General features: G+C 62.5%; 18 protein-coding genes. 8 read left to right on the forward strand and 10 right to left on the reverse strand.

The window, feature by feature from the left end:
- Positions 1-2 precede the first annotated feature (2 nt).
- On the reverse strand, positions 3-956 hold the full coding sequence (locus VNT00_RS08720) for a helix-turn-helix domain-containing protein (RefSeq protein WP_325586504.1): 954 nt from the start codon (positions 954-956) through the stop codon (positions 3-5).
- Positions 957-1,041: 85 nt separating this feature from the next.
- The gene (locus tag VNT00_RS08725) at positions 1,042-1,974 is read right to left on the reverse strand and encodes a LysR family transcriptional regulator (RefSeq protein WP_325586506.1); all 933 of its coding nucleotides are present in this window, start codon (positions 1,972-1,974) and stop codon (positions 1,042-1,044) included.
- A gap of 144 nt (positions 1,975-2,118) precedes the next feature.
- Here VNT00_RS08725 and VNT00_RS08730 point away from each other — a divergent pair, with 144 nt between their 5' ends.
- The 5 genes from VNT00_RS08730 to VNT00_RS08750 all read left to right on the forward strand — a co-directional run bounded on the left by VNT00_RS08730 (position 2,119) and on the right by VNT00_RS08750 (position 8,189).
- A complete protein-coding gene (locus tag VNT00_RS08730; RefSeq protein ID WP_325586508.1) occupies positions 2,119-3,120 on the forward strand; it encodes a 3-hydroxyacyl-CoA dehydrogenase NAD-binding domain-containing protein in 1,002 nt (333 codons plus the stop codon).
- A gap of 61 nt (positions 3,121-3,181) precedes the next feature.
- On the forward strand, positions 3,182-4,066 hold the full coding sequence (locus tag VNT00_RS08735) for a crotonase/enoyl-CoA hydratase family protein (RefSeq protein WP_325586510.1): 885 nt from the start codon (positions 3,182-3,184) through the stop codon (positions 4,064-4,066).
- Positions 4,066-5,727, forward strand: a complete 1,662-nt coding sequence (locus VNT00_RS08740) for a class I adenylate-forming enzyme family protein (protein WP_325586512.1) — start codon at positions 4,066-4,068, stop codon at positions 5,725-5,727. Before VNT00_RS08735 ends, VNT00_RS08740 begins: the two co-directional genes overlap by 1 nt.
- Entirely contained in the window at positions 5,724-6,977 is a 1,254-nt protein-coding gene (locus VNT00_RS08745; protein WP_325586514.1) for an acyl-CoA dehydrogenase family protein, read from the forward strand. Before VNT00_RS08740 ends, VNT00_RS08745 begins: the two co-directional genes overlap by 4 nt.
- Before the next feature lie 72 nt (positions 6,978-7,049).
- Positions 7,050-8,189 (forward strand): ABC transporter substrate-binding protein, encoded by a 1,140-nt coding sequence (locus tag VNT00_RS08750; protein WP_325586516.1) that lies wholly within the window; start codon positions 7,050-7,052, stop codon positions 8,187-8,189.
- A gap of 577 nt (positions 8,190-8,766) precedes the next feature.
- On the opposite strand, the gene VNT00_RS17915 is transcribed toward VNT00_RS08750, so the two are convergent.
- The 8 genes from VNT00_RS17915 to VNT00_RS08785 form a co-directional block, all read right to left on the reverse strand.
- Positions 8,767-9,015: an HVO_A0114 family putative DNA-binding protein gene (locus VNT00_RS17915; protein WP_491700828.1), complete on the reverse strand. Its 249-nt coding sequence runs from the start codon at positions 9,013-9,015 to the stop codon at positions 8,767-8,769.
- Positions 8,949-9,338, reverse strand: a complete 390-nt coding sequence (locus VNT00_RS08755; RefSeq protein WP_325586518.1) for a nuclear transport factor 2 family protein — start codon at positions 9,336-9,338, stop codon at positions 8,949-8,951. Before VNT00_RS08755 ends, VNT00_RS17915 begins: the two co-directional genes overlap by 67 nt.
- Before the next feature lie 56 nt (positions 9,339-9,394).
- Complete coding sequence (gene hslU, locus VNT00_RS08760) at positions 9,395-10,726, reverse strand: ATP-dependent protease ATPase subunit HslU (RefSeq protein WP_325586520.1); 1,332 nt, start codon at positions 10,724-10,726, stop codon at positions 9,395-9,397.
- A 49-nt stretch (positions 10,727-10,775) separates the two neighbouring features.
- The gene (hslV, locus tag VNT00_RS08765; RefSeq protein ID WP_325586522.1) at positions 10,776-11,309 is read right to left on the reverse strand and encodes an ATP-dependent protease subunit HslV; all 534 of its coding nucleotides are present in this window, start codon (positions 11,307-11,309) and stop codon (positions 10,776-10,778) included.
- A gap of 261 nt (positions 11,310-11,570) precedes the next feature.
- Positions 11,571-12,014, reverse strand: coding sequence for an RNA polymerase-binding protein DksA (gene dksA / locus VNT00_RS08770; protein WP_325586524.1), 444 nt, complete (start codon positions 12,012-12,014; stop codon positions 11,571-11,573).
- A gap of 82 nt (positions 12,015-12,096) precedes the next feature.
- A complete protein-coding gene (locus VNT00_RS08775; RefSeq protein ID WP_325586526.1) occupies positions 12,097-13,215 on the reverse strand; it encodes a CobW family GTP-binding protein in 1,119 nt (372 codons plus the stop codon).
- Positions 13,216-13,459: 244 nt separating this feature from the next.
- Entirely contained in the window at positions 13,460-13,942 is a 483-nt protein-coding gene (locus VNT00_RS08780) for a Fur family transcriptional regulator (protein WP_325586528.1), read from the reverse strand.
- Positions 13,943-14,067: 125 nt separating this feature from the next.
- Positions 14,068-14,247, reverse strand: a complete 180-nt coding sequence (locus VNT00_RS08785) for a hypothetical protein (RefSeq protein ID WP_325586530.1) — start codon at positions 14,245-14,247, stop codon at positions 14,068-14,070.
- Here VNT00_RS08785 and VNT00_RS08790 point away from each other — a divergent pair.
- The 3 genes from VNT00_RS08790 (at position 14,246) to VNT00_RS08800 (ending at position 16,996) form a co-directional block, all read left to right on the forward strand.
- Entirely contained in the window at positions 14,246-14,962 is a 717-nt protein-coding gene (locus tag VNT00_RS08790; protein ID WP_325586532.1) for a metal ABC transporter ATP-binding protein, read from the forward strand. The two genes, VNT00_RS08785 and VNT00_RS08790, sit on opposite strands and share 2 nt — an antisense overlap.
- The gene (locus tag VNT00_RS08795) at positions 14,959-15,861 is read left to right on the forward strand and encodes a metal ABC transporter permease (protein WP_325586534.1); all 903 of its coding nucleotides are present in this window, start codon (positions 14,959-14,961) and stop codon (positions 15,859-15,861) included. The genes VNT00_RS08790 and VNT00_RS08795 overlap by 4 nt, the downstream gene beginning before the upstream one ends.
- A 133-nt stretch (positions 15,862-15,994) precedes the next feature.
- A complete protein-coding gene (locus VNT00_RS08800) occupies positions 15,995-16,996 on the forward strand; it encodes a metal ABC transporter substrate-binding protein (protein WP_325586536.1) in 1,002 nt (333 codons plus the stop codon).
- Positions 16,997-17,044: the final 48 nt, after the last annotated feature.

Below are 17,044 nucleotides of genomic sequence, written 5' to 3' on the forward strand. Positions count from 1 at the left end.
CTCTAGTGCTTGTTGACGGACTCCGGCTGGCGGCTGCGATAGGCGGAAGGGGTCACGCCGAAGCGGCGCTTGAAAAGATGGTTGAAGTGCGAGATGTCGTTGAACCCGCAGCTGTAGGCGATATTCGCAATGGGAAGCCGCGCGGATGAATCCAGTTTCTTGCTTGCCGAAGCCAGTCGTTCTTCGGTGATGAAGTCCGTAAAGCTGCTGTCCATCTGCTGCATGATTTTCTGCACCAGGCGGCGCGACATGCTCAAGGCAAGGGCTACCGAATCCAGTGTCAGATCGGGGTCGCAGAGCTTCTTGCGGATGTATCGCACGACCGTCTGGCGGCGCAGGTCTTGCGAGTCGATGCGATCCGCGCCCGCGTGTCCCGCCGTGATCTGGAGCAGGTTGCAGATGTTTTCGGTAAGCAGTTCCATATCGGACGAAACCAGCGTGGAGTTTTCGCTGGAAAGTTCGGTCAGGTACGAGAACAGCACCTCGGCAAGGGGGCCAGCCGGTGTGAAAGCCAGAGCGGAAGAGCGCATCAGGCCGGGCAGGCGTTCTTCGACCGAGCGTGCGGGCAGCTTGGCGACGACCCGCCGCACTTCGGAAGGGAAGGCCACGTGCATGGGCCTTCGCCCATCGACGATCGCGATGCTGCCCGGCAGCAGCCGCATCTGGGCATTGCCTTGTTCGATATGGGCGGCGCCGCCTATTTGCCAGCTAAGCAGGTATCCCGCGCCGCCCGCATTGCTTAACTGTTCGCGGCCGCAGTAAACGTCGTGAGGCTTGCTCCAGAACGAGGCGCAGCTCAGGTCGCCATAGCGCCGCCCGGAGATCTTCGCGGCGAAATCGCGGGACGAAAGATTGTCGACCCGCACGTTGTGGATCATTTTGCAGATTGCATCCAGCCAGGAGCTTCTGGAGTCCGGTTCTGGACGGATGTCGGTGGACATTACGATCATTTGCATTGCAGGCTCCGGACGCCCTGCTGCGGGCAGTATGCTGTTTGGCTGGTTTGCGTGTTCAGGCAGGCCAACAGGGCACGAGTATTCTTCAACGATCCAATGACGTTCCAATTGCTTCGGCGCCATACCACGTGCCCGGCTCCAGGCTGGCCGCCAGGGTGGAAAGCAGAAGCCTGCGCCCCTCGAGCGCGGCCTGGGAGTGCGAACGGGCTTCGTTTTCGTACAGGGCCCAGGTAAGGTACATGCCCTTGATGGGCGCCCATTGGATTGCCTTGCCCAGGCCATGGCCGTGCAGCGCGCAGGCCGGCACGACAGTATGGCCGAAGCGGCGGCTGGCCAGTTCCAGGCACAGTCTCAGTGTATCGGTTTCGACTATGGTGCGAAAGGTCATGGACTTGCGGTTGAGCGCGTTTTCGATTTGCGTGCGCAGCACGTTGGGGCGCGCCGGAAGAACCAGCTGCAGGTCGTTCAACTGGGTGATGGGCACGGGCTCGTCCGGAGCCAGGCTGGTTTGCGCGTGGCCCACCAGCACCAGAGGCTCGCGCAGCAAGGCGGTTTGCCGGTAGCCGCTGGGCGGGGTCTGGTCGAAGGGCACGATGCATAAATCGAGCAGGCCGGCCAGCAGATGCTCGCGCAGCAGGTTGCTGACGCCTTCGTACATGCGCAGCATGATGCCGGGGTATTCCCGCAGTAGCGTATCCACGAAGGCCAGGGTGAATACATGATGCCAGGAGGGCGGAATGCCGATGGACAATTGCCCCGCCGCGCGCTCGCCCACTTGTTCCTTGAGGACGGCGAACTGGCGCAGCAAGGGGCGCGCCCGGTCGGCCAGCAGCTTGCCCGCATCGGTCAGGCGCACGCCGCCTTGCGAACGGGTGAAAAGCTGCGCCTTCATTTCGTGTTCGAGCGCGGCGATGTGGCGTGACAAGGCGGGCTGCGACAACCCCAGATCGGCGGCGGCGCGGTTGATGCTGCCCAGCTCGGCGACCCGCAAATAGCATTCCAGCAATCGTGAATCCATAGATGCCTATTATCCACAAAATGGCTAACAATTATAGATCAATAGCATTATTCAGATAATGGGACGCTGTCTACACTTGTTGCAATGTTCGAGGGCTTGAGTACCGGGCCACGGGAAAACACACAGAAAGGCACAGTGAGTAGCATGAGTTCCAAATCGCATTTTCATATCAGTCCCGACAAAGTGCGCAGTGTGGCGGTCATTGGCGCGGGCTCGGTGGGGGCCAGCTGGGCCGCCCTGTTCCTGGCGCATGGCCTGGACGTCGTTGCCTACGACCCGGGGCCGGGCGCCGAGGCGCGGGCGCGGCAGTTCATTGCCGACGCCTGGCCCGCGCTGGTCGAACTGGGCCAGGCTGCCACGCCGCAGCCGCCGATGGAGCGCCTGAGTTTTGCCGCGACGATCTCCGAGGCGGCGCGGGAAGCCGATGTCGTGCAGGAAAATGTACTTGAAAGGCTCGAGGTCAAAGCCAAGGTTCTGGCGGAAATCGATGCCGCGGCATCTCCCGACAAAATCATTCTTTCCAGCACAGGCGGGATCACCCCTTCGGTCATGCAGGCTTCCTGCGCGAATCCCGAGCGCCTGGTGGTGCTGCACCCCTTCAATCCCTCGCATTTGATGCCTTTGGTGGAAGTGGTGGGTGGCAAGCAGACGAGTCCCGAGGTCGTGGAGTGGGCCATGGCGTTTGCGCGGCGGCTTGGCAAGAAGCCCATTCGCCTGAACGCCGAAGCCAAGGGCCATATGACCAACCGCCTGCAGTTCGCGCTGGTGCGCGAAGCGGTGGCGTGCCTGACCGAGGGCATGGCCAGCGCCGAGGATATCGACGCGGCGTTGCGCTATGGTCTTGCGCCGCGCTGGCTGTTGATGGGCAGCTTGCTGACCTTGCACATGGCCGGCGGCGAGGGCGGCATGCAGGGCATTCTCGACCATACGGGCAAGGCCCTGGAAGAATGGTGGACGCCGACCGAGCAGGTCAGCCTGACGCCGCAGGTCGTAAGCCGCCTGGTGGAGGCGGCGCGCGAAGTCTCCGGCGGCCAGCCGGTGCGGGACTGGGTGCATTGGCGCGATGAGTCGCTGGTCGATGTATTGAGCCTGCAAAAGAATGCGGAGCGAGGCGCGCCGCCGCAGGACAAGGCGGCGGCCGCGTAACGAATACAGATCGAGAGCCGCCGGAAAGCAAGAAGCGGCACACAACAAAGAGAGACAGCTCATGGCAGGGACAAAGAAAACGGCGGCCGGAAAGACAGCCGCCAAATCGCGCAGCGCCGCCAAGGCGGCGCCTTCCAGGCTCAAGAAGCCGGCCAATGCCTGGCCCGTTGCGCTGCCTGCGTGCGTCAGCGTGGCCATGGACGAGAACATTGCCGTGCTCACACTGAACCGGCCGGAAAAGCGCAATGCGCTCAGCGACGACCTGGTGCTGGGCATGCAGGCGTTTTTCTCGACGATTCCCGCGCATGTGCAGGGCGTCGTCGTGCATGGCGCCGGCGATAACTTCTGCGCCGGCCTGGATCTGAACGAGCTGAAAGAAACCACCACGGCGGAAAGCTTTGAAACCTCGGTGATCGGCCAGCGTTTGAACGACACCGTACAGTTTTGCAAAGTGCCGGTCATTGCGGTGCTGCACGGCGCGGTCATCGGTGGAGGGTTGGAGCTGGCCGCCGCCACGCACATCCGCATCGCCGAGAAAACCGCCTATTACGCGCTGCCCGAGGGCACCCGCGGCATATTCCTGGGTTCGGGCGGCTCGGTGCGCCTGCCGCGCCTGATCGGCGCCGCCACCGTCATCGATATGATGCTGTCGGGCCGCGTCTACGAGGCACAGGAAGCGCACGAGCTGCTGCGGCTTACGCAGTACCTGGTCGAGCCGGATGAAGGGCTGGCCAAGGGCATTGCCCTGGCCAAGCGGATTGCCCGCAACGCTCCGTTGGCGAATTTCGCGGTCATCCAGTCCATTCCGCGCATCATCGAGCAAGACCCGCAAACCGGCCTGTTCACCGAAATGCTCATGGTGGGCGTGGCGCAGGGCGACGAAGAAGCCAAGCGGCGTTTGCGCGACTTCCTGGAACGCAAGGCCGACAAAGTGAGGCGGGCGTGATGAACGCCGTTTCTTGCGCCACCATGGGCGACGTGCTGCGCTTTCACGCCAGCCATCGTCCCGGCAAGCCGGCATTCGAAACGCTGGATGGCCGCACAGTGTCGTTCGGCCAGCTCAATCGCCGGGTGAACCGCCTGTGTTCGGTGCTGCATGAATGGGGCTTGCGCAAGGGCGAGCGCGTTGCCGTGCTGTCGCGCAATCGGCCGGAATACATGGAGGCCTTCGGCGTTTCCAAGGCCGGGTACATTGTCGTGCCGCTCAATTGGCGGTTGGCCGAGCAGGAATTGCTCAAGCTGCTGGCGCATAGCGCGCCCGCAGTCCTGATCGTGGACGAGGCGTATCTGGATCTGGTGGACGGACTGCGTTCGCAGTTGCCGGGCCTGAGGCATTTTGTGAGTCTGGGAACGCGGCGGGAAGGCTGGATTTCGTATGAGACCTTGGCGGGCGGGGATTCGGGCGAATCCGTGGCGGGCGATGCGCTGGCTCAAGAGCCTGGGGCCGAGGCATCGGCCGACGACGTACTTTGTCTGGTGTATACCAGCGGCACCACCGGGGCGCCCAAGGGCGTCATGCTGACGCATCGCGGCTTGATGGACAACTGCCGGGCCAGCGCGGTGGATTCCCTGGTTTTGACCGAAGACGACTACGCCGTGGCGGTAATGCCCATGTTCCATGTGGGCGGCATGTGGTACCACTTGTTCCCGTGTTTCGCGTCGGGCGCCACCACGCTGCTGTTGCCGGAATTCGACCCCGGCGTCCTGCTGCGCGAGCTGGCGGCTCGCAAAGCCACCAATGTGCATGTGGTGCCGACCATGCTCAACGCCATGTTGAACCACCCGCTTGCGCAAACCGTGGATCTGAGCCATTTGCGCTTGATGTTCTATGCCGCTTCGTCCATGCCCGCCGAGCTGCTGCGCCGGGCCATGCAATGTTTCAGGCAGTGCGGGTTCGTGCAGGGGTATGGCTCGACCGAAGCCGGCATGGTGACGGCGTTGTCGCCCGACGATCATGTGCGCGCCAGCCAGCCGGGGGGCGAGCAGTTGCTGTCCTCCTGCGGCCGGGCCTTGCCGAGGCGCGAGGTGCGTATCGCGGGCGATGCGGGCGCGGTGTTGCCTTATGGGCGGATCGGCGAAATCGAATCGCGCAGCCCGGGTGCCATGGCCGGCTACTGGCATGACGCGGCGGCGACGGCGCGGGTGCTGCGCGAGGGCTGGCTTAAAACCGGCGACCTGGGATATATGGATGCCGAGGGCTATGTGTATTTGGTGGACCGCAAGAACGACATGGTCGTCACGGGCGGTGAAAACGTGTACCCCACCGAGGTCGAGGCCTTTTTCTATGAAGACCCCGATGTGCTGGAGGCGGCCGTATTCGGCGTGCCCGATCCGCAATGGGTGGAGCGCGTGGTGGCCGCCGTGGTGTTGCGCCCCGGCGTGAGGCTTGACGAGCGGGAGCTCATGCAGCGCCTTCGCGCCAGGCTGGCCGGATACAAGTGCCCGAAAAATATTTTCTTTACCGACGATCTGCCGAAAAGCGGGGCGGGCAAGGTGCTGCGCAAAGAGCTGCGCAAGCAGTACGGAAGTGCCGCCTCCGGTGCGTGCGATATGCCGCAAGCAGTGGCGGGCGGCTGCAACGCCATGGAACCAGGGAGCAAAGCATGAGTTCACCTTCACTCTTGTCCGGCGATTCCGCTGTGCGGGCAAGTAATGCGACGCACGCGGGCGGGGCGGATTCCGCATCCAGTACCTTGTGGGCCGCATTCAGCACCGATGAAATGCGCGCCGAGGCCGAGGAGTTTCGCGGCTATGTGGCGCGCTGGGTCGACGAGCGGCTGATTCCCCAGGCGCAGGCCGATGACGAGCGGGGCGAATTTTCCCACGAGCTGTTCAGGGAATTGGGCGAGCTGGGTTATTACGGCGTCATGTATCCGGAAAGCGTTGGCGGCAGCGGGCTCAAGTACCCCTACACCTGCTTTACCGTGCTGTGCGACGAGCTGGCGCGAGGCTCTTTGGGCTTTGCCGCCGGGGTCTGCATGCATGGCTCCACGGCCACGCACACCATATTCCAGTGGGGCAGCGAGGCCCTGCACGAAAAATATCTGAAACCCGCGTTGCGGGGCGAGAAGGTGGGCGCGTTCGCCATTACCGAGCCGAACTCGGGCTCCGACGTGGCCTCGCTGCGCACCAAGGCAACCCGGGTGGATGGCGGCTACGTGCTGAACGGCACGAAGATATTCACCAGCAACGGCACGGTCGCCGATTTCATTACCGTCGTGGCGACGGTGGACCCCTCCAAAGGCTTGAAGGGCCTGGACTTGTTCCTGGTGGATACGGCCACGCCGGGCTTTTCGGTGGGCCGGCGCCTGGAAAAATTCTGCGCGCATAGTTCGGATACGGCGGAGCTGGTGTTCGAGAACGTGTTCGTGCCGGACGAATGCCACCTCAACGATGGGGCCGCGGGCGGCTTCCTGAATGCCTACAAGGCGTTGACGGTGGATCGGATATTCACGGCGGCGCTGGCTCTGGGCAACGGGCGCGCCGCCTACGGCGCGGCCCTGAAGTACGCCGGCGAGCGCAGCCAGTTCGGCCAGCCCATCGGCAAGTTCCAGGCCGTGCAGTTCAAGCTGGTGGACATGCTGGCCAAGCTGGAGCAGGCAAGGCTGTACACCTATCATGCGGCGGCCCTGGCCGACCAGGGCTTGCCGATTACGACCGAAGCGGCGTTGTCCAAGGTGATGGCCGGCGAGAGCTGCCACGAGGTCTGCCAGATGGCCATGTCGATTTTCGGCGGCTACGGTTTGATGAGCGAGTTTCCGGTGCAGCGGTTCTTGCGCGATTCTTTTTTCCCCTTGGTGGGCGGCGGCACCAGCGACATCATGCGCATGATCGTGGCGCGCCAGTTGGGGTTTTGAAGCGGTGAACAGGGCCGAAAGCCCGGAAGTTCCTTGGTAGATGGGTTGTTGAATAAAAATCAGGAGACATATATGTTGAAAATGAAAAAGAATTTGCTGGTGCTTGCCGTGGCAATGGCCTTGCCGCTGGCGGCGCAGGCCGACGTAAAGGTCGGGGTCATCGTGGGCGAGACGGGGCCCGGAGCCTCGCTGGGCATTCCGTACAAGAATGCGTTTTCCGTCATGCCCAAGACGTTGGGCGGCGAGCCTGTCCACTACATCATCGTCGACGACCACACCGACACCAGCCAGGCGGTCAAGCAGGCCCGCAAGCTGATCGAGCAGGACAAGGTGGACCTGGTCATCGGGTCGAGCAGCGTGCCGACCTGCATTGCGGTGGCCGAGGTGGCGCAGGAATTGAAGACGCCGCAGATCGCCTTGTCGCCCTCGCCGATCACGCCGGACAAGAACCCATGGATGTATTCCGTGCCGCAGCCCATGAACATCGCCATGAAGCCCATTGTCGAGAACATGAAAAAGCACGGCATCAAGAAGGTGGCGTACCTGGGGTTCTCGGACTCGTGGGGCGACCTGGTGCTGTCGGGCTTCAACCACAATATCAAGGGCTCGGACATTACCGTGGTGGCCAACGAACGCTATGCGCGCAACGACACCAGCGTGGCCGGCCAGGTGCTGAAGCTTATTGCCTCCAAGCCCGATGCCATTTTGCTGGGCGGTTCTGGCACGCCCGCCGCGCTGCCGCACGCCACGCTGCGCGAGCGCGGCTACAAGGGGCCTATCTACAACAACCCCGCCATTATCAACAACGACTTCCTGCGTGTCGGCGGCAAGTCCGTCGAGGGCGCCTATGCCGTGACCGGCCCGGTGATGGTGGCCGAACAGCTGCCCGACAGCAACCCCATCAAGAAGGTGGCCATGGACTTTACGCAAGCGTATGAAAAGGCCTACGGCCCGGGCACGCGCAACGCGTTCTCGGCCTATTCGTGGGACGCCTACCTGCTGGCCGACCAGGCCGTGGCCGCCGCGGTCAAGAAAGCCAAGCCGGGAACCCCCGAGTTCCGTTCGGCACTGCGCGATGCGCTGGAAGCCAGCAAGGAAGTGGTCGGCACGCACGCCGTCTACAACATGAGCAAAACCGACCACACCGGCGTGGACGACCGTTCCAGTGTCTTGGTGCAAATTGAAAACGGCAAGTGGAAGTTGATCAAGTAGTACCGCAGCACTCTCTTCCGTCAGGGATTCGCGCCGCAAGGCGCGTTTTTTTACTCGGGAGGCATCTAGAGCATTTTCGCTTCAGGTGTCTACACTGGCTTGAATCTGGATTCTTGTTATCGGGGCGGGTGGTTTTTGGGTTCTTGAACGGCCGAGGAGCGCCTGCACCGGCGCGCTCAGGTCGCTGCGGCCCCGGCCATTTGGCCGGGGCTTCCCATGCCGACAGCCGTTTTCGGGCGCTCGCCGAACTCGGACGAACGGCCAGCCCTCGGCTGGCCGTCAACGCCGTCCTCGAACAGCGGCTCGCTTGCCTCCCGAAAACAGCCGCCGCTACGGCTTGCTCCAACTTCGCTTACCGGCACAGGCGCTCCCCGGCCTTGCGGTAGTGATTAGCGGCGAAACCCCTTCTTCGAACTTAGGCATTGTCGACCAGTGTAAATATTTAAGCTGAAATTGCTCTAGCCGTGCAAGCAGTGCAGCGTGGGGGTATTTTTCGCCGCCGGGCCGCCCCAAGGCGAAAAGCGCCCCCTTGGGGGCAGCGAGGCGCGTAGCGACGAAGCGTGGGGGGACGTATGAATCAGGCCGCCTGGCGATCGGGCAAGCGCACGTCCACAAGGATTTCCGAATAAGGGGCGAAGACCTGCCCTCTGCCGCCTTGCTCTTTTTCCACCACTTGCCATTCGATCAGCTTGCCGATGTCGTCATGTACGTTTTTATAGTCGCGTCCCAGCAGGCTCGCCAGTTCGGCGACGGCCTGTTTCAGGACGCGGGAATGACCGTCGAAGCCCAGGCCAGCAACTGCCAGCGGCCGTCGCGGTTTATCCAGACTGTCTGGAAAAGGTTGTTGAGATTCTTGTGCGTGCCGTTGACGATCACCTCGATGCGGGCCTGGCCGTGCATGAGTGCGATGTCGCCGTAAAAGCTGCTGCGGATGTTGCTGCGCTCGATGGCCACATACTTGGCTTTGCGGTTGCGCAAGGCCTCGATGTACTGGCTTTTGTTGTCGACGCTGGCCGAAGAATGGGTATAGACAAGCTCGTCGGCCAGCAGGCGATCCAGGGCTTCCAGGTCGCCCGCCAGCATGGCCTTGCAGCGTTCGTCATCGGCCTGGTTCAGCGCTTTTTCGTTGTCGTCGTGCGGCGTGGTCATTGTCTTCGCTCCTTGAGTGCGGGTTCATGCTCTTGCACGAGCCCGCCGTCGTGCGGTTAAAGCACATATCTTGCCAGATCTTCGCTGCCGGCGGTTTCTTCGAGCTTGCCGTTGACGTAGGCGGCGTCGATGACGATGGTCTGGCCGCTGCTGGCGGTGGCCTCGAACGAGAGATCCTCCAGCAGCTTTTCCATGACCGTGTACAGCCTGCGCGCGCCGATGTTCTCGGTGCGTTCATTGACCTCGAACGCCAGCTCGGCCAGGCGCTGCACGCCTTCGTCGGTGAAGTCCAGGGTGACGTCTTCGGTGGCCATGAGGGCGCGGTATTGCTTGGTCAGCGAGGAATCGGTGTCGCAAAGAATGCACACGAAATCTTCGGCGGTAAGCGAATCGAGCTCGACACGTATGGGAAAGCGCCCCTGCAGTTCGGGAATGAGATCGGAAGGCCGCGACAGGTGGAAGGCGCCCGAGGCGATGAACAGGATGTGATCGGTACGGACCACGCCGTACTTGGTGTTGACGGTGGTGCCTTCGACCAGCGGCAGGAGGTCGCGCTGCACGCCCTGGCGCGAAACGTCGCCGCCGGAGTGTTCCTGGCGGGTGGCGATTTTGTCGACTTCGTCCAGGAAGACGATGCCGTTCTGTTCAGCGTTGGTGACCGCCACGGTGCGCAGGTCTTCTTCGTTGATGCGGCGCGATGCCTCTTCTTCGATAAGTTGCTTGAGGGCTTCTTTTACCGTCATTTTGCGCGATTTTTTCTTTTCGCGGCCAAGTCCGGCGAACATGCCCTTGAGTTGCTCGGTCATTTCCTCCATGCCGGGAGGCGCCATGATTTCCATTTGCGGCACCGGTTGGGCGACTTCGATGTCGATTTCGAGGTTATCGATCTGGCCTTCACGCAGGCGCTTGCGAAAGGTTTGCCGGGCGGAGTTTTCTTCGCGGATGGGCTCGCCCTGGGCGTTGCGCGCCGGGGAAACCAGCACGTCCAGGATGCGGTCTTCGGCGGCGTCCTCGGCCTGGGCGCGCACGCGGCGCATCTCGACCTCGCGGGTCTGCTTGATGGAGATTTCGACCAGGTCGCGGATGATGGTGTCGACGTCGCGGCCCACGTAGCCGACCTCGGTGAACTTGGTGGCTTCGACCTTGATGAACGGGGCGTTGGCCAGCTTGGCCAGGCGCCGGGCGATCTCGGTCTTGCCCACGCCGGTGGGTCCGATCATGAGGATGTTCTTGGGCACGATTTCGTTGCGCAGGGGCTGGGGCACCTGCTGGCGGCGCCAGCGGTTGCGCAGCGCCACGGCCACGGAACGCTTGGCGCGGTTCTGGCCGACGATGTTCTTGTCGAGTTCGGAGACGATTTCTCCGGGTGTCATATTGGTAGCAGACATGGTGGTATCCGGGTGCGCCGCGCGGATGGCGCGGCTTGGTGCGGTGTGTTTACAGCGTTTCGACGATGTGGTTCTGGTTGGTGTAGATGCACAGGTCGCCGGCGATTTCCAGCGACTTCTTCACGATGTCGGCGGGAGGCAGGTCGGTGTTGTGCAGCAACGCCAGGGCGGCGGATTGGGCATAGGCGCCGCCCGAGCCGATGGCGGCGATGCCGTGCTCGGGCTCGAGCACGTCGCCGTTGCCGCTGAGAATGAGGGAATGGTCGCGGTCGGCCACGATGAGCATGGCTTCGAGGCGGCGCAGCACGCGGTCGGTGCGCCAGTCCTTGGTGAGCTCGACGGCGGCGCGCATGAGGTGGCCCTGGTGCTTTTCGAGCTTGGCCTCGAAGCGCTCTTGAAGGGTGAAGGCGTCGGCGGTGGCGCCGGCGAAGCCCGCCAGGATCTTGTCGTGGTACAGGCGGCGGATTTTACGTGCCGTGCCCTTGAAGACGATGTTGCCGAGGGTGACCTGGCCATCGCCGCCGATGGCGACTTCGTTGCCGCGGCGGACGCTGATGATGGTGGTGGCGTGAAATTGTTCCATGAGATCTTCCTTTGAAGAGCTTAAGTGGGGCCGGATCACGAAAGTTCAAGAGGAAGAATAGCGCAGGCGGGCGCAGGAGGATGGCTGGCGATGCCGGCAAGAGTATAACCAGTTGTTACCGGCAAGAAGGGGCGGACGTTCTGTCGGGCTTATGTGCAATGGGCTGCCGGAAGGCAGCCCATGCTACGTGAAAACCGGCGCAAGCGCCTCGGCGCGGAGCATTCCGGGCTGGCCGGGCGCGAGGCCCGCGGGAAAGAAGATTTAATCGCCGTACAGCTTCTGGCGCATTTCGCGGCGTTCCTGGGCTTCGAGCGAAAGCGTGGCTGTGGGGCGGGCCAGCAGGCGCTGCAGCCCGATGGGCTCGCCGGTTTCCTCGCACCAGCCGTATTCACCGGAGTCGATCAGGTTGATGGACTGCTGCACTTTCTTGAGCAGCTTGCGTTCGCGGTCGCGTGTGCGCAGTTCCAGCGCGTGCTCTTCTTCGATGGTGGCACGGTCGGCGGGGTCGGGAACGAATTGCGTTTCGCGCAGGTTCTCGGTGGTCGTGTCGGCGTTGTTCAGGATGTCCTGCTCCAGCTGCTTGAGCCGGTTGCGGAAGAACGCCAACTGCGCCTCGTTCATGTAGTCGGACTCCGGCATAGCCAAAAGTTCTTTTTCCGTCAGTAAGTGGCTTTCGGCTTTAATGGCGGTTGATTTCGTGGCCATGGTGTTACCCCTTTCAATAAACTGTCGTGCTGGTTCTTGTCCCGAGTCGACGGCCAAGCCATTTAAGAGCTTGGCTGAGTCCTTAGGCCAGACACTGTTCTAAGCCCGAAGTAAAAATATCCTCGGGGAGTTTGCGACCAATAAATACCATTTTGGTATTGGGTTTTTCATTGGCAAACCAGGGTTTGCCGGGTTCGGCGCCCATCATCATGTGCACGCCCTGAAAGAGCATACGACGATTGATGCCTTTTAAGTACAGAATCCCTTTGTAGCGCAGGAGATCGGGGCCGTAGACCTGGATGATGCCGCCCAGGAAGTCTTCGAGGCGTTCCGGGTCGAACGGCTTGTTCGAGCGGAACACGAAGGCGCCGATTTCGTCGTTGTGATGCGCGTGGTGGTGATCGTGATGATCGTGGTCGCAGCCGGGGCCGCATTCGCCCTCGTGGTCATGATCGTGATGTTCGTGCCCGTGATCGTGGTGCCCGTGGCCATGGTCGTGGTCGTGCGCCGCATCGGGGTGTTCGTCGGCCAGGAATTCCGGGTCGATGTCCAGGATGGTGTTCAGGTTGAAGCCGCTGATGTCCAGCAGCGACTTGATCTCGGTTTCGCCGAAATGCACGGGCGTGATGGGCGCGCGCGGGTTGATGTGCACCAAGCGCGAACGCAGGGCGGCGTAGTCGGCTTCGTTGACCAGGTCTTTTTTGGAAACCAGGATGCGGTCGGCGAACCCGACCTGCTTTTGCGCTTCTTCTTGCTTGTCCAGCGTTTCCATGCCGTGCTTGGCGTCGACCACGGTAATGACGGAGTCCAGGCGATAGTACTGGGCGATGTCGTCGTCCATGAAGAAGGTTTGGCAGACGGGGCCTGGATTGGCCATTCCGGTGGTTTCGAGCACGATGCGCTCGAACTTGATGTCGCCGGCTTCGCGCCGGGCGCGCAGGTCGTTGAGCGCCTGCTGCAGGTCGCCGCGCACGGTGCAGCAAACGCAGCCGTTGCTCAGTTCGACGATTTGTTCCTCGCCTTCCTGGACCAGCAGTTCGTGGTCGATGCTTTCGGGCCCGAATTCGTTTTCGATGACGGCGATGCGCTGGCCGTGGTATTCGGTAAGAATACGTTTGAGCAGCGTTGTTTTACCAGCACCGAGAAAACCGGTTAATACAGTGACGGGAACCATTTTTTCGAGGCTAAGGGCGGCATTCATTGTTGGACTCGCTTAACGCGGAACGAACATTGCAATGCGCTGTTTTAGCGACGACTACTTTATTCTTACCGCGTAAAAAAATACATAACGTGCGATTACAGCACAGCATACGCTTAAGAGCAAACTTTAGCGTTTCTCTTTGTATTTTAAGGGAAAATACTGACTGATCGCTGGCTTGCAGGGGGAACCCGGGGGCGGGCCGGTTTCGTGGCCGGGACTCGCTAATGATATGGGTTAACAGGCCCTAATGGGAGTGCGCAGCGGGATGGCCCCTCTGCTGGTGGCATTTGCCGCAAAGCGCGCGCACTTCGGTTTCGTGGCTGGCCAGCACAAAGCCTGCGCCGGCCACTTTTTTGGCAAGCCGGCGGCTGAGGTCGGGGTCGCTGAGCTCGGCCACCGCGCCGCATTGCGTGCAAATGACCAGAAGATCGTGGGGCTCGCCGCCGGCGTCCAGGCAGGCCGACCAGGCGTTTACGGCGTCCAGTCTATGGATGAGCCCTTCTTCGATAAGGAAATCCAGGGCGCGGTAGACCGTGGGCGGCGCCGCGCCGGGCTGCACGATGCGGATTTCATCGAGCAGTTCGTAGGCCTTGACGCCGCGTTTTTGCCGCAGCAGGATTTCCAGGACTTTGCGCCGTATGGGCGTAAGGCGCTTGCCGCGCTGCAGGCACAGTTGCTCGGCGGTGTCGAGTTGTTCGGCAATGGAGGAAGTGCGGCTGGCGGACATATGGAGTGCGGCGCTGGCGGTCGGTGAACGTGCTTTTTATAGCAGAAATACGGGGCCGCGGCTTGGGGCGGCTGTAGTTATGTTATAACATAACCCTTTTGCTTTTCCACCTTCCGGCAAAGCCTTTACCTGCACAGTTCGTTTTCCATGCCCCGTCCATTCAGGTCTTCCCGCGGTAAATCCCCGTACAGGGGGTCGGTGTTGCTGGCCTCCGGCGCCGAGCGTGTTGTCCGCGCCCTGGCGGCCTCGGCGTTCCTGTGGGCGCTGACGGGCTGGGCCATGGGGTGGTGGTAGGCAAGCATCATGTCGCAACCGGTCATCGAATTCGATCAGGTATCGCTGGGCTGGCGCGATCGCGTTGCCCTGCGCGATGTCACGGGAACGTTTGCGCGCGGGTCGCTGACCGCGGTCGTCGGCCCCAACGGGGCGGGCAAGTCTACCTTGCTCAAGGCCATCATGGGGCAGCTCAGCCCCCTGCGCGGCCAGATACGGCTGGCCGGCGAGGCGCGCACCGAAATGGCCTGTCTGCCCCAGGCCGGCGAGCTGGACAAAACCTTTCCCATCAGCGTCTACGACCTGGTCGCCATGGGGGCCTGGCGCCGGGTGGGCGCCTGGCGACGCTTCAGCAAGCAAGAGCATGAACGCGTATTGCACGCCCTGGAAACCGTGGGGCTGGCCGATTTCGGCGCGCGCATCATCGGCACTTTGTCGGGCGGGCAGTTGCAGCGCGCCTTGTTTGCGCGGCTGCTTCTGCACGATGCGCATATCCTGCTGCTGGACGAGCCGTTCGCGGCGGTGGACCGCGCCACGACCGACGACCTCATGGAGCTGCTGCATACCTGGAACAGCGAAGGACGCACGGTCATTGCGGTGCTGCACGACCTGGAAATGGTGCGCGCCGCATTCCCCGAGGCGCTGCTGCTGGCCGGGCAGGTGGTGGCGTGGGGCGACACGCCATCGGTGCTGACGCCTGAGAACCTGCATCTTGCGCGCCATTTGTGCGCGGGAGACTACTTATGAGCTGGCTCGTCGACTGGCTGTTCGGGCCGTTCATGGATTTCGATTTCATGCGCCGCGCGCTGGCCGGCTCGCTGGCCCTGTCGTTTGCGGCCGGGCCGCTGGGCGTGTTCCTGGTGCTGCGCCGCATGAGCCTCATGGGCGATGCCATGGCGCACGCCATCCTGCCCGGCGTTGCGGTGGGATTTCTTACCGCGGGCCTGTCGCTAAGCGCCATGACGGTGGGGGGCATGGTCACCGGCCTGGTGGTGGCGGTGCTGGCGGGCTTCGTGGCGCGCCTCACCCCTTTGCGCGAGGATGCCAGTTTTGCGGCGTTCTACCTGATTTCCCTGGGGCTGGGTGTGCTGCTGGTTTCGCTGCGCGGCTCCAACATGGACTTGATCCACGTGCTGTTCGGCACGGTGCTGGGGCTGGACGACGCCTCGCTGCTTTTGGTGACCATCAGCTCGAGCATTACGCTGGTCGTCATGGCGCTCATCTTCCGGCCGCTGGTGGTGGAGTGCCTGGATCCGGGCTTCCTGCGCGCCGAGCGCGGGGCCGGTTCCCTGAGCCATATGGTTTTCCTGGTGCTGCTGGTCATGACGCTGGTGGCGGGCTTCCAGGTGCTGGGCACTCTCATGGTGGTGGGCATCATGATGCTGCCGGCCACGGCGGCCCGCTTTTGGGTGCGTTCGGCCGGCCCGCAGATGATCCTGGCGGCGGCCATCGGCTCTTTGTCCTCGTACGCCGGCCTGCTGGTTTCGTATCGGGCCGATGTGCCGGCGTCGCCGGCCATCATCCTGGCGGCTGGGCTGGTCTATGTGCTGTCCGTGGTGCTTGGGCCGTATGGCGGGCTTTTGCAGGTGGCAAGGCAGGCGCAGGCCCGGCGCAGGCACTTGTCGAAGATTTCAGAGGGAAATTAGGAGCCTAGGGCCTGTTTAGTGTTCGGGCCCTAGTTCAGTAGGCTTATGGCGCGAACGGCGTTCGTCCTGTAAATTTGCAACGCTTGTGTGTGGTTCTTATAAATTTGTGGTGTACATAGCCATGGTTAAAGCGATGGTGCGAGGTTGTAACGTTTGCCGGCTGGCGGCCGCGGCGTTGCTGGTCATGGTCGCCGTCTCGGCGCAGGCTGCGGCGGGGGCCGCGACGGTGCTTGCGCCGCCGCTCAAGGTCGTGGCCAGTTTTTCCATCCTGGGCGATATGGTGCACCAGGTGGGGGGCGATCACATTGCCCTGACGACCATCGTGGGGCCCAATGCCGACGCGCATTCGTTCGAGCCCCGGCCCAGCGACGCCAAGGCGCTGGCCGAAGCGCAGGTCCTGGTCGTCAACGGCCTGAGTTTCGAGGGGTGGCTGCCCAGGCTGCTCAAGGCTTCGAACTTCAAAGGCGTCGAGGTGGTGGCTTCCGGGGGCGTGACGCCGCGCATGCTGAGCGCCGAGGAAATGGCCGATTACGCCGATCATCATGCTGCGCATGATCATGGCAAAGGCCACGATCCCGCCCATCCGGGAGCGGTCGACCCGCATGCCTGGCAAAGCCTTGCCAACGGCATCATCTACGTCAAGAACATTGCCGATGCGCTCATCAAGGCCGATCCGGCCAATGCGGGCGACTACCGCAGCCGTGCCGAGCTCTACATTTCCGAAATGAAAAAGCTGGATGCCCAAATCCGCCAGGCCCTGGCAGGCATTCCGCCGGAGCGCCGCAGCGTGGTGACGTCGCACGACGCGTTCGGCTATTTTGGCCGCGATTACGGGGTGAAGTTCATTTCGGCCTTGGGCATATCCAGCGACGCCGAGCCGTCGGCGGCCGAGCTGGCCAAGCTGGTGCGCCAGGTCAGGAAAACCCGCAGCCCGGCGGTGTTCCTGGAAAACGTGACCAACCCGAAACTAGTGCGGCAGATCGCGCGTGAAACCGGAGCCAAGGTGGGCGGCACCTTGTATTCGGATGCCCTGGCCAAGCCCGACGAACCCGCCGGCACCTACCTGGGCATGTTTTCCTGGAACGCCGGCCAGTTGATCTACGCGCTCAAGCCGGGCGAAGCCAAGAAAAAATAAGGAACCTGGCGATTGCGTGCCTGGGGCGCTGCCCGCCGTATTCTCTTA

The organism is Eoetvoesiella sp. (assembly GCF_035555955.1).
Lineage (GTDB): Bacteria > Pseudomonadota > Gammaproteobacteria > Burkholderiales > Burkholderiaceae_B > Eoetvoesia.